This is a genomic window from Nonomuraea sp. NPDC004186 (genome assembly GCF_053603495.1).
The window spans coordinates 30,127-48,945 of sequence record NZ_JBSGFQ010000081.1; the positions used below are offsets into that span (position 1 = coordinate 30,127).

The 18,819-nt window shown below is 70.5% G+C and carries 21 protein-coding genes; 14 read left to right on the top strand and 7 right to left on the bottom strand.

Going from position 1 to position 18,819, the window contains the following annotated elements; all coding sequences use genetic code 11:
- Positions 1 to 53 precede the first annotated feature (53 nt).
- The 3 genes from ACWEPL_RS45130 to ACWEPL_RS45140 all read right to left on the bottom strand — a co-directional run bounded on the left by ACWEPL_RS45130 (position 54) and on the right by ACWEPL_RS45140 (position 1,712).
- Complete coding sequence (locus ACWEPL_RS45130; RefSeq protein WP_363968350.1) at positions 54 to 584, bottom strand: hypothetical protein; 531 nt, start codon at positions 582 to 584, stop codon at positions 54 to 56.
- 82 nt (positions 585 to 666) lie between these two features.
- The gene (locus ACWEPL_RS45135; protein ID WP_452439837.1) at positions 667 to 1,167 is read right to left on the bottom strand and encodes an NUDIX hydrolase; all 501 of its coding nucleotides are present in this window, start codon (positions 1,165 to 1,167) and stop codon (positions 667 to 669) included.
- 92 nt (positions 1,168 to 1,259) lie between these two features.
- A complete protein-coding gene (locus ACWEPL_RS45140; protein ID WP_363968354.1) occupies positions 1,260 to 1,712 on the bottom strand; it encodes a winged helix-turn-helix transcriptional regulator in 453 nt (150 codons plus the stop codon).
- Positions 1,713 to 1,881: 169 nt separating this feature from the next.
- Between ACWEPL_RS45140 and ACWEPL_RS45145 the strand changes: the two genes are divergently transcribed.
- Entirely contained in the window at positions 1,882 to 2,007 is a 126-nt protein-coding gene (locus ACWEPL_RS45145; protein ID WP_363968356.1) for a hypothetical protein, read from the top strand.
- A gap of 56 nt (positions 2,008 to 2,063) precedes the next feature.
- Positions 2,064 to 2,447: a PPOX class F420-dependent oxidoreductase gene (locus ACWEPL_RS45150; RefSeq protein ID WP_452439838.1), complete on the top strand. Its 384-nt coding sequence runs from the start codon at positions 2,064 to 2,066 to the stop codon at positions 2,445 to 2,447.
- Between the two features lie 248 nt (positions 2,448 to 2,695).
- Here ACWEPL_RS45150 and ACWEPL_RS45155 read toward each other — a convergent pair whose 3' ends face one another.
- Entirely contained in the window at positions 2,696 to 3,361 is a 666-nt protein-coding gene (locus ACWEPL_RS45155; protein WP_452439840.1) for a maltokinase N-terminal cap-like domain-containing protein, read from the bottom strand.
- A gap of 128 nt (positions 3,362 to 3,489) precedes the next feature.
- Between ACWEPL_RS45155 and ACWEPL_RS45160 the strand changes: the two genes are divergently transcribed.
- Positions 3,490 to 3,960, top strand: coding sequence for a hypothetical protein (locus ACWEPL_RS45160; protein ID WP_452439841.1), 471 nt, complete (start codon positions 3,490 to 3,492; stop codon positions 3,958 to 3,960).
- 295 nt (positions 3,961 to 4,255) lie between these two features.
- Here ACWEPL_RS45160 and ACWEPL_RS45165 read toward each other — a convergent pair whose 3' ends face one another.
- The 3 genes from ACWEPL_RS45165 to ACWEPL_RS45175 form a co-directional block, all read right to left on the bottom strand.
- Entirely contained in the window at positions 4,256 to 6,598 is a 2,343-nt protein-coding gene (locus tag ACWEPL_RS45165; RefSeq protein ID WP_452439842.1) for a DUF4132 domain-containing protein, read from the bottom strand.
- A 324-nt stretch (positions 6,599 to 6,922) separates the two neighbouring features.
- A complete protein-coding gene (locus ACWEPL_RS45170) occupies positions 6,923 to 7,591 on the bottom strand; it encodes a response regulator (RefSeq protein WP_452439844.1) in 669 nt (222 codons plus the stop codon).
- On the bottom strand, positions 7,588 to 8,868 hold the full coding sequence (locus ACWEPL_RS45175) for a sensor histidine kinase (RefSeq protein WP_452439846.1): 1,281 nt from the start codon (positions 8,866 to 8,868) through the stop codon (positions 7,588 to 7,590). The genes ACWEPL_RS45170 and ACWEPL_RS45175 overlap by 4 nt, the downstream gene beginning before the upstream one ends.
- A 158-nt stretch (positions 8,869 to 9,026) precedes the next feature.
- Here ACWEPL_RS45175 and ACWEPL_RS45180 point away from each other — a divergent pair, with 158 nt between their 5' ends.
- The 11 genes from ACWEPL_RS45180 (at position 9,027) to ACWEPL_RS45230 (ending at position 18,803) form a co-directional block, all read left to right on the top strand.
- Positions 9,027 to 10,448 carry an alpha/beta hydrolase family protein gene (locus ACWEPL_RS45180; RefSeq protein WP_452439847.1) on the top strand — a complete coding sequence of 474 codons (1,422 nt, stop codon included), beginning with the start codon at positions 9,027 to 9,029 and terminating at the stop codon, positions 10,446 to 10,448.
- A 168-nt stretch (positions 10,449 to 10,616) separates the two neighbouring features.
- Positions 10,617 to 10,937, top strand: a complete 321-nt coding sequence (locus ACWEPL_RS45185) for a hypothetical protein (RefSeq protein ID WP_350734536.1) — start codon at positions 10,617 to 10,619, stop codon at positions 10,935 to 10,937.
- A gap of 44 nt (positions 10,938 to 10,981) precedes the next feature.
- A complete protein-coding gene (locus ACWEPL_RS45190; RefSeq protein ID WP_452439848.1) occupies positions 10,982 to 11,314 on the top strand; it encodes a hypothetical protein in 333 nt (110 codons plus the stop codon).
- 42 nt (positions 11,315 to 11,356) lie between these two features.
- Positions 11,357 to 11,479, top strand: coding sequence for a hypothetical protein (locus ACWEPL_RS45195; protein ID WP_452439849.1), 123 nt, complete (start codon positions 11,357 to 11,359; stop codon positions 11,477 to 11,479).
- A gap of 1,229 nt (positions 11,480 to 12,708) precedes the next feature.
- Positions 12,709 to 13,716, top strand: a complete 1,008-nt coding sequence (locus ACWEPL_RS45200) for a hypothetical protein (protein WP_363968375.1) — start codon at positions 12,709 to 12,711, stop codon at positions 13,714 to 13,716.
- A gap of 175 nt (positions 13,717 to 13,891) precedes the next feature.
- Positions 13,892 to 14,182: an RNA polymerase sigma factor gene (locus ACWEPL_RS45205; RefSeq protein WP_452439851.1), complete on the top strand. Its 291-nt coding sequence runs from the start codon at positions 13,892 to 13,894 to the stop codon at positions 14,180 to 14,182.
- 31 nt (positions 14,183 to 14,213) lie between these two features.
- Positions 14,214 to 15,113: a hypothetical protein gene (locus ACWEPL_RS45210; RefSeq protein WP_452439852.1), complete on the top strand. Its 900-nt coding sequence runs from the start codon at positions 14,214 to 14,216 to the stop codon at positions 15,111 to 15,113.
- A 370-nt stretch (positions 15,114 to 15,483) separates the two neighbouring features.
- Positions 15,484 to 15,834, top strand: coding sequence for a bifunctional 3-phenylpropionate/cinnamic acid dioxygenase ferredoxin subunit (locus ACWEPL_RS45215; RefSeq protein ID WP_185074514.1), 351 nt, complete (start codon positions 15,484 to 15,486; stop codon positions 15,832 to 15,834).
- Positions 15,831 to 17,009: an NAD(P)/FAD-dependent oxidoreductase gene (locus ACWEPL_RS45220; protein WP_452439853.1), complete on the top strand. Its 1,179-nt coding sequence runs from the start codon at positions 15,831 to 15,833 to the stop codon at positions 17,007 to 17,009. Before ACWEPL_RS45215 ends, ACWEPL_RS45220 begins: the two co-directional genes overlap by 4 nt.
- A 14-nt stretch (positions 17,010 to 17,023) precedes the next feature.
- Positions 17,024 to 18,109, top strand: coding sequence for an S-(hydroxymethyl)mycothiol dehydrogenase (locus tag ACWEPL_RS45225; RefSeq protein WP_452439855.1), 1,086 nt, complete (start codon positions 17,024 to 17,026; stop codon positions 18,107 to 18,109).
- A 70-nt stretch (positions 18,110 to 18,179) separates the two neighbouring features.
- Complete coding sequence (locus tag ACWEPL_RS45230) at positions 18,180 to 18,803, top strand: MBL fold metallo-hydrolase (protein WP_452439856.1); 624 nt, start codon at positions 18,180 to 18,182, stop codon at positions 18,801 to 18,803.
- Positions 18,804 to 18,819 lie beyond the last annotated feature (16 nt).

Genomic DNA, 18,819 nt, shown 5'->3' on the forward strand with positions numbered 1-18,819 from the left:
CCAGGCCGTGAGACATTCTGCGGGCTCCCTGCGAGCCAGGGGCCCGCAAGGGTCTATGGCCGATCAGGCGCTTCCTCCACACTTCGCCGATGCCATTCCGCCAGCTCCACCAGCAACCCATCGGCGGCCCCACCGAACATCGCCGCGAGCGCTTGTTCGCTGTCCACCACCACGACGGTGTCGAGCAGGTCCGCCCGCAGCCTCGCCGCTCTCGGATCCCCGGCGCCGTCAGGGTCGAAAGCGGTGGCGGCCAAGAACAAACCGCCGACGCCTGCCAAGGTGCCGGCCTGGTGGGCCTGGGTGCCGAGCACCGCGGAAGCGTTCGCCGGCGCGGCAGGCAGTGCCGGCTGACCGTCGCGGAGCAGAAGCGCGAGCGGTCGGACGGGGACCGTTTCCCCTACCTCGCCGTCCGGCACATGAGCGCCGCCGTCGCGGCCGCGTGTCACACCGGACGGATATCCCCATGGCCGACCGCTGTCCTGGTCCTGCACACTCGCGCGTGTGAACAGACCCCCCTCGGCATCGACGACAAGGTCTCCAGGCTGCCATCGCTCGCCATCGAGCGGTGCGTGCGTGTCCTTCATGGTGGGCAGGGTACGCCCCGACTACGACAAATGACCCGACAAGACGTACGCATCTTGATCGGCATCCCGCTCATATCGGAGGTCAGCCGTCGACGAGGATCGGGTGGCGGGGCGGGCCTTCGGCAAGGAGGGCGGCCAACAGGTGCGGCAGTCCGGCGGGGCGCAGAAGATCGGCGGTCCCAGCCAGTTCTTGCGCCGTCCACCAGCGGTGGCCGGTGATGCTCGCCCTCTCGAAGTCCTCCATGCGGGTGGTATCGATCTCCGAGATGGGAATGCGGGCCAGGTAGTAGCGCTGCCGGACCTCATAGGTGACGCCGCCCCTCTCCGTGGTCCAGGGGCGTCCTCTCCACACCTCCGGCCCCAGCGCCACATTCGCCAACCCGGTCTCCTCGCGCAGCTCACGCAGTGCCGCAGCTTGATGGTTCTCCCCGGGCTGGAGACCGCCGCCGGGGGTGTACCAGCGAAGCGTGCCATCGCGTTGGTCACGGCTGGAGAACAGCAGGAGCCGATCGGCGTCGTCGATGAGAACGACACGTGCACTGGGACGCGAGACCAAGCCATCCGCCGTTTCCACCACGATCATTGTCTCCCCTGAAAGCAATCCTCTCCAGCCCTTCGGTGCCCCCGCTCGTCGGATGTTCAAAGGCCTGAGGTCAAGAGCTCCGGCCCCCTCGGTCAGACGGCCGCTCCTGGGCCTGGCAGCAGGTCGACGTCGCCGGCGTGCATCGGCTCGCCGCAGTGGGCGCAGCGCAGGTCGGTACGGCTGATCTCGCCGCATGCGTGGTGGCGGTAGAGCACCGGCGGTCCGGCCTCGCCCGCGAGCCATTTGTCGCCCCAGCCGGCCATGACCATGAGCAGGTCGACCAGTTCGGTGCCTTTGACGGTCAGGTGGTACTCGTGCCGTGGCCGGTTGTCGTAGGGGCGGCGTTCGAGGACGCCTTGGTCGACGAGATGGTTGAGGCGTTCGGTCAGCACTTTGCGGGAGATCCCGAGGTCGGCCTGGAGGTGGTCGAACCGGTTCAGGCCGGCCCATATGTCACGCAGGATCAGGGGTGACCAGGGCTCTCCGATGACGTCGAGGGTGCGGGCGATGGAGCAGGCCATGTCGCCGAAGTTGGTGCGTTGCATGGGGCCAGTCTACCCATTGGAGTTCCCTTAAGGAACTTGTCGTGTTACGGTCATGGAGTCTCTTCAAGGAACCCAAGGAAGGAATCGCCACCATGAGCGCGCCCGAGATGACCGAGCGGCAGACCCTCATCACCACCGGGGACTCGTCGACGAGGTGATCCTCCACCAGGTGCACATCCTGCTCGGCGGCGGCCGCCCCTTCTTCCAGGCGCTGCCCGAGCACGTACACCTCCGCCTGGTCGAAGCCGTACCGGCACCGGGCGTCACCCACCTCCACCACGAGGTCGAGCGCTGATCAGCGCTCACACCCCCTTACAACGTCACCACCGCAACCCCTGCAAGGAGAAGAAGATGCTCAACCCCGACGTACGCCGCGTCCTCGACGGCACTTCGCTGGCCCACCTCGCCACCGTCCTGCCGGACGGCTCGCCCCACACCGTCCCGCTCTGGGTCGGCACCCACGGAGACCACATCGTCTTCCTCACCGGTCCGCAGTCGCGCAAGGCCCGCAACCTGCGCCGCGACCCGCGGGTGGCGCTCTCCATAACGCCCGCCGACAACCCGTTCCAGCCCGTCATCGTCCGCGGCCGGGTCATCGAATGGCTCGACGGCGACGCGGCCTGGAAGATCATCGACCAGATCTCCATGAAGTACATCGGCAGGCCCTACAACCGAGACGAGGAGCGCATCGTCGCCGTCATCGAGCCCGAGCGGCAGACCGTCGGCATGAGCTGAGCCATCCTCTTACCGCTCATCCAGCACTCCCCTGCACCGACCAACCACCCACCCACGACGCTGTGCCGCATTCCGGCCGCGTCCGCATGATCGGCCCAGTTCAACTCCTTCGGTGCTGCCCCGGCGGCAGCGTGTGCCCCATTCCCTCGACCATCATCAACCGCGCTCCCGGGAGCCGCGCCAGATCCGTACGGACACCGGCGAGTCGGCGGTCAGTCGCGGGCCTCCACGTGCGATCGCGGCATTCCTCAGGTACGAGGGCCGGTGTGCAAGACCACGAACAGCCCCCGCGCGCGGGTGCCGTCCGGCAGCTGCCAGGACCCGGCGACGTGGCCAGTCGCTTCCGGCGGAAGGAGAGACGCGTCGTCCGGGGCGGAACGCAGGACCCGGTGCAAACGCAAGGTCGTGCCGTCCGGTGCGGGCAGCTCAGTGCCCTCGTGGTCGTCGACGGCAGTGACGGAGAAGTCCGTGGGGGCGGGGCTGCCACCGAGGTAGGAGCGGGTGACCTCCCGGTCGGGAGTGTCGCTGGTGTTCTGGTCCTGGGCCTGGACCCGGCCCTCGATCAGAGCCTGCAACTGGGCGACCAGCACCGGGTCGTGGCAGCCGTCGTAGGCCCAGCGCCGCCCCAGCACCCCGTGCTCCATGGTGCCGACGAGGGCGTGCTCCGCCCCGTCGAGCGGGGCACCGCGATAGGTGAGCGGTACCAGGTAGCTGATCGGCTGAGTGCCCGAGGTGTCCGTGACCACCATGAACTCGATCCCGACCTCACCCTGGGGGTCGTCCAGCCGGAAGCCGCCGGCCTTGGTCAATTCCGGTTCGCCCGCTCCGCCCAGGTACCACGGCCGGGTGGGTAGCCAGGAGGTGAGCAGTTCCAGCTTGGACGGCTTGAGGTCGGTGCGGTGGATGACGGCCATGCTGAGGATTCTCTTTCGTTGACGGGAACGACCTCCACATCTTCCCAGTGGGCCTCGGAGAGCGTGAGGGCGTACCCCTCACCGTGTTGTTCAATGGTGATCACTCTACGAACGCGCTGGAGGATGGCATGGTGCTGACCGAGGCGGCCCCGGAGGCGTTACCGAAGCAGCGGAGCAGGTGGCCGTTCTACGTGTGCCTGGGGCTCCTTGCCTGCGTCGTCGCCTACGTCCTGCTGTTCAAGGTCCCCGAGTGGCGGAACGACGAGAAGCTGGCCCGGCTGGAGGAGCGGGTGAGCATGTTCCCGCTCCCGCCCGACACGGAGCCAGGTGATCGCGGCGTTGAGGGCACGGTGGGTATTCAGTCGGGCAACAGCAATCATTGCGACTATCTGGTCCGCATCTCCCTGCTCACCAAGTTGCCGGACGCCGAGATCGCTCGCTACTACGAGTTCGCCGCGATCGAGGGGGTCGAAGGCCGCGCGCTCTCCGGCACCGTGTACGTCAACCCGAGCGGATCGTGGCGGGGCGGGTTCAAGGGCGTCATCGTGGAGTTCTTCGACGGATATCACGAACCCGGGTTCGACATGCGCTGCCACTGACCAGCGACGACCATGTGCCGGTACCGACCGATGGCAGCCGCCGCAGGACCTTCGCCCCGGTGCTGCGCGTCAGCGACCGGCGGGCGGCTTAGAAGTCCTAACAGAATGATCTCTGCTGTGCTTTTCTCTCGCTGTAGCCGGGTGGTTGGAGCATGCGTGGCCAAGCGGAAGCCGTGGGAGGTCAGTGACGAGCCGTGGGCGGTGATCGAGCCCGGACTCGGCGCTGGCGGAGGATGATCTGCCCAGGCGGCTGGTAACTCCCGGGAATCTGATGCGACGGTGTCCGGGTGGTCGTTCAGCCGAGCTGCCGGGTGATCGTCGGGTCGGTGATCGCCGTGTCGTTGGCCAGGAGGAACGCCTTCGAAAGGACCACCGACAGCGTCCCTCCGTCGTCCTCGAACGGCAGGAACACCGATCCGGCCGCGCGCTCGCTCGCCGGGACGATGCACAGGTACGCGTCGTTGGGCTCCATCAGGATGTTCGTCGACCCCAGATGGATCTTGTACGTCTTCAGATCACCCCGGACAAGAAGGAATCTGTCGGTCAGCTCCACCCGGGAGGCGATCTTCAGTTTCGGCAGCAGCCGCGCCAGCACCTCGCGCCGGGTCTTGGCCGTCTCCGTCAGCTCGCCGAAGCCATGGGAGCGCCAATAGCCTTCGTGGCCGATCAGCGCCTGGTCGTCGCGGGCGACCGAGGCCACGCCCACGGCTAGGTCGGCCTCGCGGAGGATCTCCGACATCACCAGCGGCGGCAGATCGGCCATCGACGCCGGTTGCCCGTCGCGGTGGAAGGTGATGCCCTCGGTCGCGCACAGCATGGTGGTCTCGGCCCCGGGGGCGGAGATGATGTGCATGGCCCATCGGGCCTGCCAGCCCGCCAGGTTACGCACCACTTCGCCCTGGTCGCCGCCGTTCTCGTAGTCCCAGTGGCCGATCGACCGGCCGGTCCAGCCGCGCTGGCCCAGCAGGGTCCGGGCCTGGCCGTAGCGCAGAATGTGGCCAGCGAAGCGGTTGGAGAAGGTGCCGGTCCGCTCCTCGGCGGGGGTCAGCAGGTAGATCTCGCGGAAGGCCTGCTTGAACGGCTGGCGTACACCACTTTCGAGAAGATGGTCGCGCAACGCCGCCACCTCGTCGGCGGTCGCGTGGATCGGATGCCACAGGCCTGCCACGGCGTCGGGGGCGGGGCGGTAGCCGGCCAGTTCCCAGCCGTCGGAGGTCTTGACCGGCAGGGCAGCCGGGCCGCCGGCGATCTGCCAGACCAGGGTGCGGGCGTAGGGGCCGGTGACGGGATGGTCGAGGAAGTGCTCGGTCACCTCGCGCCAGTGCCACGTCCGTTCATGGACGATCGCCTGTTCCAAGCGGGACCGCACGGCCGCCTGCGCCAGCTTGAGCTCCTTCAGGGTGGCCCGCAGATCGGACAGCTCCGCACGCAGATCCTTGGGCAGCGACTTGACGGTCTTGCCCGCGGCGTTCATGTAGCGCAGGGCGGGCACGTCGGCGGACAGCCTGACCCGGTAGTCGCCGATCTTCTCCTCGCGGACGCCGCCGGGGTCCAGGCCGAAGGTGGGGACCGTCCGGTCGAGCAGTTGCTCGCCGGTCAGCCCGTTCTCGACGGCCACCGCGTCGAGGGCGAGGCTCAGATTCCTCTGTACGGACCTCGCGCGCACCTTCGCCTGGATTCTGGACAGCGGGACGATCATGTCGAGGCCGCCCCTGCGGGCCAGGACGCCGACGGCGGCGTTGGTGACGGGTTCGCAGCGGCACGTGGAGCCCATCCCGTTGCTGCCGGTGCCGCAGGTCATCGCGACGCCGGTGACGAGCGAGGTCACCCAGCGCTCGTCGATGACCTGACAGGTCCACAGGATGCCGCGCACCACGACGATGGTGTCCTCCTTGAGGAAGACCTTGTCCCGCCACTCCCTATCGTCATAACGGACGACCCAGTCTCCGCCCCGGTAGGCCACCAGCCGCGTGAGCAGCTCACGGACCAGGACGACCGCGCCGGGGGTGAGCATCCGCGCGGCGTTCCTGAGCCACCGGGCACTGGGCTTGGTCGAGCGGGCGGTGTTCCAATGGCGGAACAGCGGCAGCACCTCGACCAGGCGCGCGCCGTACTCCTCGGCCAGCATGCGGGCGAAGTGGTCGGTGTCCCCGATCTCGGTCCGGACCACCCCGGCCGGGCCGTGCTCGGCGGGTTCGGTGAGCAGCTCGGTCACCTGCTCGGCCAGGAGCGCCCGCGCGTCCTTCAGCCACGGTCCCGACGTCAGCCAGCGCAGCAGGTCCCGGCGCAGCTGGTAGTCGAACCGGCGGGCCGCCGCGAGCGGGATTCGGAACAGCTCCTCGTACCGAGTGTGCCCCTGCCCTACCCAGTACCCCGCCCGCTCCATGAGGTGGTGCGCTTCCCGGTAGGTGAAGTCGATGTCGCGCTCGGCCACCGACCGGACCACGCGTAGCACCCGCTCGTCGTAGTCGTGGCCGCCCTCCGGCCCCAGCCAGAGTTTCATCTGTGCGTAAGTGCCGTAGACCCGCCAGTCGACGCCGGGGCCGGGGTCGAGTCCCCGCTCGGTGAGCTCGTCGAACCGCTGGTAGGCGGCCCTCGTGGCCGGGTCCAGGTAGTCCCATCCGCCCGCTGACGTCATCACACGGCTCCACTCATGATCGGAAACGCTGGGTGATCATGGATATCAGCCAGAACCGACAGATTCCCCCTGCCCGGACATGTCTCCATCGCTCGGCTACAGCGAGAGATCAAAAGCACAGCAAAGATCATTCTGTTAGGACCTCTTATCCGGCTTCTTCGGCATCATCGCTGCCCGCGACCAGGCAGGCGCGCAGGAGGCAGTGGCTGTTCGCGGAGTTGGCCGGCCGCGCGGTGAGCGCCGTGACGCCTGGAGTTGCTGCGTCTACGTACCTTCCTCCTGGCTCCGCCCGCCTCCATGTGAACGGTGGTTCGGGCGCGGTGGTCAGAAGTCGGGGGTGGAGGGGCGGACGAGGCCGGTTTCGTAGGCGAAGACCACCACCTGGGCGCGGTCGCGCAGCCCGAGCTTGACCAGTACGCGGCTCAGATGCGTCTTGACCGTCGCCTCCGCCAGGTGCAACGCCGCGGCGACCTCGGCATTGGACAGCCCGCGCGCCACCTGCACCAGCACCTCGTGCTCGCGCGCGGTCAGCTGCGCCAGCCGTTCGTCCCGCTCGGCGGGCCCCGGCGTCATCTGCGGCGCGAACCTCTCCAGCACGCGTCGGGTGACGCGCGGCGACAGCGCCGCCTCTCCGGCCGCGACGTTGCGGATCGCGCTCAGCAGTTCCGGTGGCCGCGTGTTCTTCGGCAGGAACCCTGCCGCTCCGGCCTTCAGCCCGGCGAAGGCGTACTCGTCCAGGTCGAAGGTGGTCAGGATGAGCACGCGCGAGCGCGGGCTGTCGCGCACGATCCTGCGGGTGGCCTCGATGCCGTCCAGGCCGGGCATGCGCACGTCCATCAGCACCACGTCCGGACGCAGGTGCCGCACCAGCCGGGCCGCCTGCTCGCCGTCGTCCGCTTCCCCGGCCACCTCCATGTCCGGCTCGGCCTCGAAAACCATGCGGAAGGCCATCCGCAGCAGCGACTCGTCGTCGGCAATCAGCAACCGGATCATCGTGGCGCTCCCAGGTCCAGCACGGCCAGCACCCGCCATCCGCCGCCCGCCACCGGCCCGGCGTCCAGGGTCCCGCCGTAGGCGGCCACCCGTTCCCGCATGCCCGCGATCCCGCGCCCATGGCCCCGGAGCCCGGAACGGGGCCCCGACACCCAGGTCCCGGAGTCGAGAGTCCCGGAGTCGAGAGTCCCGGGAGCGAGGGGCCCGGGGTCGAGGGGCGCAGAGTCGAAGGGCCCGGCGTCGAAGGACCCGGCGTCGCCAGGCACGACCGGCTCGCGAACGTCGATGACCTCCACCTCGGCACGGCGCGACGATACGTCGACCCGTACCTCGGCGCGAGCCCCGGACGCGTGCCGCAGCGTGTTCGTCAGCGCCTCCTGAACCAGCCGGTAGATCGTCAGCTGGGCGGCGGCGGGCACCGCCCCGGCGTCACCGGCCACCCGGACACCCGTCGCCAGCCCGGCCGCGCGCATCCGTTCGGCCAGCGGAGCGAGCTCGGCGATCCCGGGCGCGGGCTGGAGCATCTCGTCCAGGCAGTCCTCGTCCGAGGTGGCGTGGCCGGTGCTCAGGGAGCGGCGCATGTCCTGCAGGGCTTGGCGTCCCGTCGCGGCGATGTGCTCCATCGCCGCCGCGGCCCGGTCCGGCGCGCTGTGGCGGACGTAGGCGGCGCTGTCGGCCAGCGCCACCATGACCGAGAGGTTGTGGGTGACGATGTCGTGCATGTCGCGGGTCATCCGTGCGCGTTCCCCGGCGACGGCCAGCCGGGCCCGCTGCTCGCGGTCACGTTCCAGGGAGGTCACGTACGCCCTCCGTACCCGCATCCACAGGCCGGCCATGAGAGCGGCGGCCGCCATCGCGCTCAACGCGGCCACCGTGAAGGGGAACTGGCCGGGCGGCGCCCAGCGGGCGGCGGCCAGCAGCACCCCGACCTGCAACGCGAGCGCCGCCGGCAGGGTGTGACGCCACGGACGGTGCGCGGCGACCGTGTACAGGGCGACCAGGAGGGCGGCGTCGGCGGGAAGCTGCACGTCCAGCGCCCACTGGACGGCGGCGGCGAGGCCGATCGCGCCCAGGACCGTCATCGGAGCGCGCCGTCTCCAGGCCAGCGGCGCGACCAGCCCAGTCTGCAGCGCGAGCAGCCATGGGGGACCTGCCAGCACCTGGCCGGGTCCGAGCGTGGCCAGGAACAGCGCGGCGGCCAGCAGCGCGTCGGCGGGCAGGGTCGACCATCGGCTCAGCGCGGTGAGGCGGGCCGCCAGACGGTCGGCTGGGTTCATGCGCTTCACCCTAGTTGTCCTGCGGGTTCGCTCCCGCTCGTCCTCGGGGATGACGGTCATCCGAAAGTCGCAGGCGCGCTTGCTACCTCCGCCGCTGTCCCGCGGGCGTGCCGGCTGTCAGCCTGTCGGACATCCCTTTCCGATGAAGGAGCTTTCGCATGTCCGTTGTCACGAAAAATCCTGATCTGGCCATGGGCGCTCAAGCCACCGGTTTGTCCTCTGTCTCCAAAAGCCCAACGTCCGCCGTCGCGAAAGCCGCGGGCACCGTCGCGCGCACGGCCGGAGGCACGGTCGCGGGCACAGTCGGAGGCACGGTCGGAGGCACGGTGGCGGGCAGGGTCGCTGGGCTGGCCGTGCTGGTGCTGGCGGTCTCCCTGCCCGCGTCCAGCGCCGGTGCCGAGGCCGACGCCGGTGCCGGTGCCGGTGCCGGTGCCGGTGCCGGTGCCGGTGCCGGTGCCGGTGCCGCGAGCCCGATTGGGGTGAGCCTGCCCGCGCCCGGCGGCCCGTATCCGGTCGGGACCGTGGCCATGCGGCTGGTGGACCGCTCGCGGCCCGATCCGCTGATGGCGGCCAAGCCGTACCGGGAACTGATGATCAGCCTGTGGTATCCGGCGGCGGGCGGCGGGCCGCTCGCGCCGCACATGGCGCCGCTGGCCGCCGCCGACTGGGATCGGCACTCGGCTCCGCCCCTGGGCATCGCGAAGGGCGCCGTCGCCTGGGCCGCCACGCGTACCCACGCCCGCGTGGGTACGCCGGTCGAGCCGCGTGCGGGCAGGCTGCCGGTGGTGCTGTTCAGTTCGGGGGACGGCGGGCCACGTACGCTGGGCACCACCCTGGTCGAGGACCTGGCCTCGCGCGGCTACCTGGTCGTCACCGTCGACCACACCTACGAGGCCGACCAGGTGGAGTTTCCCGGCCGACGCCTGGTACGCGCCCTGCCGCTGCCCGCGAAGCTGACGCCGAAGGTCATCGCCAAGCTGCTGGCGGACCACGCGCGGGCGCGCCTGGCGGACATGCGGTACGTCCTGGACCAGGTCACCGCCCTGGCCCACGGCCGCCCGATCGGCGGCGAGCTGCCCAAGGGGATGCTCGGCGCGCCCGACGCCTCACGGGTGGGGGCGCTGGGACAGTCGCTGGGCGGGTCGGTCGCCGCGCAGCTGACCCGCGACGACGCCCGCGTGGACGCGGCCGTCAACCTCGACGGCTCCTACGTCGGCCCGGTGGCCACGCGCGGTGTGGCCAGGCCGTTCCTGCAACTGGCGGCCGAGACCCACACGCGTGCCGGCGAACCGAGCTGGAAGTCGTTCTGGCGGGCCTCGACCGGGTGGAAGCGGGAGCTGCGCTTCAAGGGTGCGGCCCACGGCTCGTTCACCGACCTGCAGCCGTTGCTGCCGCAGATCGCGGCCAAGCTCCCCAGGGTGCCGCTCGCGGACTACGTGGGTACGATCGATCCCGGCCGTTCGGTGGCGGCCCAGCGCGCCTACGTCGGGGCCTTCTTCGACCTGCACCTGCGGGGCAAGCCGACCCGCCTGTTCGAGGGCTCCGACACCCGCTTCCCTGAGGTCTCGCTCATCCCCTGACCTCGTGAGTCCCCGTGGCTCCCGGGTCAGGCGACTCGCAGCCGGCAGCGGGGTGCTCGCGTTGACGCGAAATGGCCGGTAGATGCCCTCCTGATGCCCTGTCCTCGGATCATGCGCACGCGGAAGCATGAAGCGCGTAAGCCAAGCTGAAGGCGCAAAGGAGACGCCATGGGTAACGTCCTCCGGGCCCTGGCTGCCGCGGCAGCCGGCGCGATAGTCCTCGCCGGTACCGCCACCCCGGCGCACGCCGAAGTATGGAATTGCTTCACTTCCGTTAACACGACGACGAACGTGGCGGGCGCACTGTGCGCGTCCGGCTTCGGCAGCTACCGGGTTGCCGCGAAGTGCAACTCGGCTCACTACCCCTACACGCGAACGATCGTCGGCCCGTGGGTGACCAAGGTTTCCGGCCAGCAAGGGACGTGGTCCACCGCTTCCGGCGACGCCCAAGGCTGCCACGTCGTCGAGGCCTCGACGCAGGTCCGCTGACAGCCGATGCGGCGCGACCGCCGTACGGACGATTCGAGCTGGACATGGGCACCCTCGGGCCGGAAGCAGGGTTGCGCCGACGGGGGTTGACGCGGCTGTCGAGGTGGGGTCGCCGCGTACCGCGCGGCTTCGGAACCGCCGCGTTCCGGGCGGGTACGGAAACGCCTCGTGACGAGGAGGTATGGGAGCGGCTGGCCGGGGCCGGCGTCGAGCCGTGGCCGGCCGAGCAGCTGCTGATCTTCCTGCCGATGGCGTACACGCGGCGGTTGCTGGCGGACGCCTCGTACCCGGACGGGCTGGTGACGCCCAGCGGGCGGGCGAGCCTCTCGGCCGGGCCGGTGTTCGTGGCGGCGTTGGGCAGGGCAGCGGGCGGGTGAGCCTCTTGGCCGGGCCGAGCGTCCGTGGCGGCTTGGGGCCGCGTGCAATGGGCCAGCCGTGACGGGGTTGGGCGGATCGCGGTGCGCAGCAGCGAGTTCAACGCGATCAACAACGCGCTGCACGCCGGGTCGCAGCCGTCGGACGCCACAGCGGGCAAGTGGTAACTGCACCGCCGCTGCGCCTCGCACGCGGCCAGCGTTCTCTGCGGCAATCGGCAGGATGTCGCGCGCCGACAGCTCTCACCCGCATCCTCGGCACGGCCCTGGGAGTGACGGTGACCGGACGGCCGCCGTCAGGCCCCGTGGCGTCGGCACCGTGCCGTTCCTCGCCATGGCCGCGGTCACCGTGGTCGGCACAATCGGCGCAATCGGCACGGTCACCGCAGTCGGCGCGGTCGGCACGGTCACCGCAGTCGGCGCGGCCACTGCCGTGGGTGCCCCGGCTAGGCCGAGGACTCACCCGGGCTTGACCGCCCTGCGCCGGCGCCGCACCGGCGGCGGCCTCGATGTAGCGCGGGACAGCTCGGTGACCCCCGCACGCGGGGCCATCGGCCGATCGCCGAGATGCGCAGGCCGCGCGGCCGGGAGCTCATCCGTGAGATTCATCACCGCTCCTCGCCGGAGTTCCGCACGTGGGGCAGGGACGGCTGGGCAGGCTCACCGCGGCGCGAGCCCCTGACCAGTTCGCCGGCCCTAGCCTGCTTGAGCCGCTTACGGGCCCGATGCGGCCACACGCGGTACGCCGCCGGCGAGCAGCCGATGACGCGGGCGGCTTCCCTGGCGGACAGCATGCCAGGCGCCCAGGACGAGGATTTCCTGGTCGTCCTCCGGCAGCGCGGCCGGCGCCCGCAGGACGCCCATCGGGCTCGGTCGCCTCGTCCGCCACCTGCCGTCCCGCGCGGCTGACCACGTAGGCCCAGACGCGTTGTCGGCATTCGTCGTACATACCGGTGAACCGGTGCGCATCGCCCGCCACTTCGGGTGCGTTCTCTGACTTCAGGAAATGGTGCGAAAGCATTCCGCTCGTTTCGCCTCGACTCACACCTTTTCCCCCAGCAAGAGCGCGGGTGATCACGGGGAGACAGTTTTCGGCTGCGCCATGTGGTCATAAGAAATCGCCCGAAATACCGGAGCTCCCCGGCACACTACGTGGTGCCGAAAGATCGCCTCTGCCGCTGGACGGCACGGGGCGGGACACGTAGTCGACCCGATCGGAGCACGAAATCAAGACATCACATCGCCAGGACGTCGAGAATCGCCGGCGCTTACCCCTCGTCCGCGCGTTCGCCCGGAGTTCCTTCTCCGCCGCCGTCGCCCTCGCCTGCCTCGCCGCCGCCCTCTCCACGAGCGTCGTCACCGGCGGCGAATTCCGTGCGCGCGGTGCGGAGGAGGTCGTGAACCCCATCGACGCCCGGCCCAACGACGGCTCAGGCTACTGGCCGGACTTCTCGAACACCGGCTACGCCAACACGCCGGCCAACGCCGGAGGCCTGGGGCTGGGCGCGTACCCGGGCAAGCTCACCGACTACGCGGCGGGCATGAGCGCCGACAAACCGCTGAGGCTCGAGTTCCCGGACAACAGCGTCATCTCCTACAAGCGCTTCCTCGGCCTGAAGGTGCTGATCTACGGCGACAACCTCACGTTCGTCGGCTGCCTTTTCGAGGGCACCAACCCCAACGACAACCTCGTCCAGATCTACTCGGACAACAACATCAAGTTCCTCTACTCGACGTTCAAGCCGAGCTCCTACGCGATGCCGCCCGGCAACGACGGCACCGTCTCGTCGTCCCACACCAAGCCCGGCACGCCCTTCGAGGATTCCTGGCAGCTCGCCACGACGATGAAGGAAGCCGTGGCCGTCATGGACCACAACGACATCTGGGGCAACGCCGGCATGATCATGGTGACGGGTTTCCCGGACCGCCCGTCGACGTGGACGAACAACTACATCCACGACATGGCGGATACGTCGCATGACGAATACCACCACGACGGCATAGGCCCGCAGAGCGAAGGCAACGGCGGCCCCATGATCGTCCACCACAACACCCTGGCCTCCCTGGGCAACACCAACGGCCTGGCCCTGCAGGGCAACGGCGTGTACGACCACATCTCGGTCACGAACAACTACGTCTCCGGCTGGGGATACGCGCTCAGCATCGGTGTCGCGAACAACGCCACGAACATCACCGTCACCGACAACGTCTTCTCGGCCGAACTCGAGCAGCTGTACGGCTTCCTGTACGGCAACATCTGGGGCGGGTCGGCGCGCGGCTCCACCTGGCGCCGCAACCTCATCCAGGCCCGTACGGGAGACGACAACAAGAACTTCACGACGGCCGACCACGGCAGATACCTGTGGCCGTCCGGCGAGACCCACGCCAGCGACTACACGGGCTGAGCCCCTTCCCGCGTGACGGGCGCCTCGCTGCTCTCCAAGAGCCACTCCGGGCTGGAGAGCCGCGAGGCCGCCCAAGATTTTCCGGTTCCGGGCGAAATGATCGGGGCGACTCCACCCATGAAGAGGGCGTTCGTACCCGTACCGGAAGTGGAGGACGTCACGATGGGAACCGCCTGTGTCAGCTGACACGCACAGGTTCGAAGCGGTCTACCGGGCGACCTACGACCAGATCACCGCCTACGCCGGACGCCGCTGCGACTCGCCGCAGGACGCGGCCGACGTCGTCGCCGAGACCTTCGTCATCGTCTGGCGCAAGATCGACGAACTGCCCCCGGGCGCGGAGGCGAGGCTCTGGGTCTACGGAGTGGCCCGCAACGTGCTGGCCGAACGCCGTCCGTATCTGGCTCCACCGCGCGCAGACGCCTCTCCCGGGCGCTGGAAGGAGCCGACGTCCGATTCACGCTGACCGACGCCGTCCTTCCCACGGGGACATCGCTATGAGGGACCTCGATGAGATCGACGAGCTGCTGAGACCCCTGGCCCGGATCAGTCCGGACGAACCGGGCGGACGTGCCGGCGGCGCACGCGCGCGGGCGCTGTTCGCCGACATCATCGCCCAGGAGCGGGACGTGACGACGACGGCGCTCCTGGGACGCCGGCGCGGGCGTCGACTCGGGCATCGCGCGCTGCTCGGGCTCGCCGCCTCCGCCGTCCTCGTCCTCAGCGTCGTCCTCGGGCCGAGCCTGCTCGGCGGCGTCGCGACCTCCTACGCCAACTCCGCGGTGGAGATCCACGAGGAGGCCGACACCTACGTCGCCCGGATCAAGGACCCCTACGCGGACCAGCGGAAGTTCTCCGAGGCGTTCCGTTCCCTCGGCCTCAACGTCGAGCTCAGGGTGATCCCCATCTCGCCCAGCGCGGTCGGCGAGATCGTGAGCCTGGGCGGCGGCCTCACCCCGGTGAACGTGCCCATCGGGGCCCGCAAGGAGCCGGCGGACTGCGATCTGGCCGACAGCGGCTGCTTCATGGTGGTGACCGTCCCGGCGGCGATCAAGGGCACGCCCGACATGGTGTACTTCGAGCTGGGCAGGCCGGCCAAGCCGGGAGAGTCCTACGAGAACGACCGGATGTCGGCCACCCGTCCCGGAGAGCCGCCGACCGGGGTCAAGGTGAGCGGCCGGACCGTCGACGACGTGCTGGCCGAGGTCGGGAAACGCGGCCTGACCGCGGAGTTCCGCCGCGTCGTGGTCCATGAGGGCGGGTACACGGTCGAACCGCTGGCGGCGGATCAGGTGGGCGGCGACTGGATCGTCTTCAGAGTCACACCGGCGCGCGAGGGCGTGGTCTGCCTGGAGGTCACCGCCGAGCGCCAGACGGGCCTCGAGTACGCGGGCTGAGCGCCGGAGCCCCGCCGGCCTCAAGGATGCGCATCAGACGGCGTGCTCCTGGGCGGGCGGTGGTGGCCGGCCAGCCTCCGCGGGGGTGCCGGGCGTCGTGGGTGAGCGATCGCCGGCGGTGCTGGGCATCGTGGATGAGCAGTCGCCGGCGGTGCTGGGCCAGCGGTCGCCGGTGCTGTTCTGGTGCCGTGCTCGCCGGGGGTCTGGCATTCCTCGCCTTCCCCGTCGGCGCACGGCATCCACGGACGCGGTGAGGCGTCCGGACACTGGGGTCTAAGTCCGACAAATCAGCCTTGACATCTCCCCGCCACACCCTCACTCTGTTGCGTATAGCGCTAGACGTTTCTCTTTACGAAACCGGGGTGACAGGATGATCCCAGCGTGCCCACTGGCGTCACTCCCTCGAGGCGAGGCCCTTCGCGTCGAGGCCGACCCGCCGATCGCGGTTTTCCACACCGAGGACGGCGAGATCTTCGCCATCGATGACACCTGTACCCACCAGGACGCCTCGCTCGCCGACGGCTGGCTGGAGGGGTGCGAGATCGAGTGCCCGCTGCACGCCTCGCGTTTCGACCTGCGCACCGGCCAGGTGGACGCGCCGCCGGCCAAGCGCCCCGTGCGCACGCACGAGGTGGTGGTCGACGACGGCGTCATCTACGTCAAGCAGTCCGAGGCGCCACCCAACCTGCCGCCGGGCGTCACCGTCAAGGGGCAGGTGTGAACACGATCTGCGTCGTCGGCGCCTCCCTCGCCGGGCTGCTGACCGCCAGGGCGCTGCGCGCCCAGGGCTACCGGGGCAGGCTGGTGCTGGTCGGGGACGAGCGCCACCGACCCTATGACCGCCCGCCGCTGTCGAAGGACTTCCTGCGCGGCGACCTGGCCGAGGCCGACCTGGCTCTGGAGAGCGAGGGCGAGGGCGAGGAGCTGGACGCGGAGTGGCGGCTCGGCGTGGCCGCCGTGGCCCTGGACCCCGGGGAGCGCCGCGTCGAGCTGAGCGACGGCACCTCGGTGCGGGCCGACGGCATCGTCATCGCCACCGGCGCCACCGCCCGCCGGCTTCCCGCCGCCGGCCACCTGGCCGGCGTGCACACGCTGCGCACCCTGGACGACGCCCGCTCCCTGCGCGCCGACCTGGAGGCGAGCCGGCGGCTGGTGGTGATCGGCGGCGGCTTCGTCGGCGCCGAGGTCGCCGCCACCGCCCGCGACCTCGGCCTGGACGTGACGCTGGTCGAGTCCGGCCCGGCGCCGCTGGCCCGCGTCGTCGGCGTGCCGATGGCCGAGGCGCTGGCCGCGCTGCACGAGCGGCGCGGGGTGCGGCTGCTGTCCGGCACGGTCGTGTCCGGCCTCACCGGCGAGGACCGGGTGGACGGGGTACGGCTGGCGGACGGCACCCACCTGCCCGCGGACGTCGTGGTCGTCGGGATCGGCGCCGTACCCGCCATCGACTGGCTCCGGGGCAGCGGCCTCGACCTGGGCGACGGCGTACTGTGTGACGAGGCGGGCGGCACCTCCGCCCCCGGCATCGTGGCCGTGGGCGACTGCGCCGCCTGGTTCGACCCCGTCCAGGGCAGGCACCACAGGATCGAGCACTGGACGGGAGCCCGGCAGCGGGCCTCGGTCGCGGCGGCCACGCTGCTGTCCGGCGGCACCGCCCGCGCCGAGGCGCGGCGGCCCACCTACATCTGGTCCGACCAGTTCGACGTGAAGATCCAGTTCATCGGGCACGCCGCGGACGCGGATACGGTCAGCGTGGAGGAGGGCGACCCGGCCGAGCACAGCTTCCTCGCGGTCTACCGGCAGGGCGACCGCCCGGTCGCGGTCCTCGGGGTCAACCAGGTACGGCTGTTCACCCGGTGGCGGCGGCAGCTCGAAACGGCGCCGGTTCAGGTCGGCTGAGACAGGAGTGAATCATGGCTCATGAAGTACGCGGGGTCGTCGCGACCGGCAAGGGCAAGCCGGTCAGCCTGGAGACCATCCTGGTGCCGGACCCGGGACCCGGCGAGGCGCTGGTCCAGGTCCAGGCCTGCGGGGTCTGCCACACGGACCTGCACTATCGCGAGGGCGGCATCAGCGACGACTTCCCGTTCCTGCTCGGCCACGAGGCGGCCGGCGTGGTGGAGTCGGTCGGCGACGGTGTCACCGACGTCGCGCCCGGCGACTTCGTGATCCTGAACTGGCGGGCCGTGTGCGGCTCGTGCCGGGCGTGCCTGCGCGGCCGCCCGCAGTACTGCTTCGCCACCCACAACGCCACCCAGAAGATGACCCTGGCCGACGGCACCCCGCTCAGCCCGGCGCTGGGCATCGGCGCGTTCGCCGACAAGACGCTCGTGGCCGCGGGCCAGTGCACCAAGGTCGACCCGGCCGCCTCCCCCGCCGCGGCGGGGCTGCTCGGCTGCGGCGTGATGGCCGGTCTCGGCGCCGCGGTGAACACCGGCGGGGTCAGCAGGGGCGACTCGGTGGCGGTGATCGGCTGCGGCGGCGTCGGCAACGCGGCCATCGCGGGCGCGCGGCTGGTCGGCGCGACCACGATCATCGCGGTCGACGTGGACGGCCGGAAACTGGAGTGGGCCCGCGGCCTCGGCGCGACGCACACGGTCGACGCCAAGGACGGCGACCCGGTCGAGGCGATCAGGGAGCTGACCGGCGGGTTCGGCGCGGACGTCGTGATCGACGCGGTCGGCCGGCCGGAGACGTACAAGCAGGCCTTCTACGCCCGCGACCTGGCGGGGACCGTGGTTCTGGTCGGGGTGCCCACGCCGGAGATGACGCTGGAGCTGCCGCTGCTCGACGTGTTCGGCCGCGGCGGCGCGCTGAAGTCCAGCTGGTACGGCGACTGCCTGCCCAGCCGCGACTTCCCCATGCTGATCTCCCTCTACCTGCAGGGACGTCTCGACCTCGACGCGTTCGTCAGCGAGACCATCGGCCTGGACGACGTCGAGGACGCCTTCGCCAAGATGCACCGCGGCGAGGTGCTGCGCTCGGTGGTGGCGCTGTGATGGATCCGCAGCGGAGCGAGGACATCCATCACAGCACCGCCGGGCGCAGCCCGGCCAAGGAGGCACAGTAATGCGGGTCGAGCGTGTGGTCACCTCGGGCACGTTCAGCCTGGACGGCGGGACGTGGGAGGTCGACAACAACGTGTGGCTGGTGGGCGACGACCGGGAGGTCCTGGTCATCGACGCCGCCCACGACGCCTCCGCCATCGCCGGGGCCGTGGGTGACCGCCGGGTGAGCGCGATCGTGTGCACGCACGCGCACGACGACCACGTCAACGCCGCCCCCGAGCTGGCCGAGCTCACCGGCGCACCCGTGCTACTCCATCCCGACGACGAGGTGCTGTGGAAGCTGACCCACCGGACGGCCACGCCCGGCGGGCGGCTGGCCAACGGCCGGCTTCTGAAGGTGGGCGGCTCCGCCGTGCACGTGCTGCACACGCCGGGGCACGCGCCGGGCGCGGTGTGCCTGTACGTGCCGGAGCTCGGCGTGCTGTTCTCCGGGGACACCCTGTTCAAGGGCGGCCCCGGCGCGACGGGCAGGTCGTACAGCGACTTCCCGACGATCATCTCGTCGATCAGCCGGACGCTGCTGACGCTGCCCGGCGAGACCGTGGTGCACACCGGACACGGTGAGGACACCAGCATCGGAGCCGAGGCTCCGCAGCTCGAGGACTGGATCCGCCGAGGGCACTGACCCGGCCTGTCTCAGA

Bases quoted from the DNA above. Each gene is read 5' to 3' on its own strand.
- ACWEPL_RS45130 (WP_363968350.1), bottom strand. From the start codon at position 584: ATGAAGGACACGCACGCACCGCTCGATGGCGAGCGATGGCAGCCTGGA.
- ACWEPL_RS45135 (WP_452439837.1), bottom strand. From the start codon at position 1,167: ATGATCGTGGTGGAAACGGCGGATGGCTTGGTCTCGCGTCCCAGTGCA.
- ACWEPL_RS45140 (WP_363968354.1), bottom strand. From the start codon at position 1,712: ATGCAACGCACCAACTTCGGCGACATGGCCTGCTCCATCGCCCGCACC.
- ACWEPL_RS45150 (WP_452439838.1), top strand. From the start codon at position 2,064: ATGCTCAACCCCGACGTACGCCGCGTCCTCGACGGCACTTCGCTGGCC.
- ACWEPL_RS45155 (WP_452439840.1), bottom strand. From the start codon at position 3,361: ATGGCCGTCATCCACCGCACCGACCTCAAGCCGTCCAAGCTGGAACTG.
- ACWEPL_RS45160 (WP_452439841.1), top strand. From the start codon at position 3,490: ATGGTGCTGACCGAGGCGGCCCCGGAGGCGTTACCGAAGCAGCGGAGC.
- ACWEPL_RS45165 (WP_452439842.1), bottom strand. From the start codon at position 6,598: ATGACGTCAGCGGGCGGATGGGACTACCTGGACCCGGCCACGAGGGCC.
- ACWEPL_RS45170 (WP_452439844.1), bottom strand. From the start codon at position 7,591: ATGATCCGGTTGCTGATTGCCGACGACGAGTCGCTGCTGCGGATGGCC.
- ACWEPL_RS45175 (WP_452439846.1), bottom strand. From the start codon at position 8,868: ATGAACCCAGCCGACCGTCTGGCGGCCCGCCTCACCGCGCTGAGCCGA.
- ACWEPL_RS45180 (WP_452439847.1), top strand. From the start codon at position 9,027: ATGTCCGTTGTCACGAAAAATCCTGATCTGGCCATGGGCGCTCAAGCC.
- ACWEPL_RS45185 (WP_350734536.1), top strand. From the start codon at position 10,617: ATGGGTAACGTCCTCCGGGCCCTGGCTGCCGCGGCAGCCGGCGCGATA.
- ACWEPL_RS45190 (WP_452439848.1), top strand. From the start codon at position 10,982: ATGGGCACCCTCGGGCCGGAAGCAGGGTTGCGCCGACGGGGGTTGACG.
- ACWEPL_RS45210 (WP_452439852.1), top strand. From the start codon at position 14,214: ATGAGGGACCTCGATGAGATCGACGAGCTGCTGAGACCCCTGGCCCGG.
- ACWEPL_RS45215 (WP_185074514.1), top strand. From the start codon at position 15,484: ATGATCCCAGCGTGCCCACTGGCGTCACTCCCTCGAGGCGAGGCCCTT.
- ACWEPL_RS45225 (WP_452439855.1), top strand. From the start codon at position 17,024: ATGGCTCATGAAGTACGCGGGGTCGTCGCGACCGGCAAGGGCAAGCCG.
- ACWEPL_RS45230 (WP_452439856.1), top strand. From the start codon at position 18,180: ATGCGGGTCGAGCGTGTGGTCACCTCGGGCACGTTCAGCCTGGACGGC.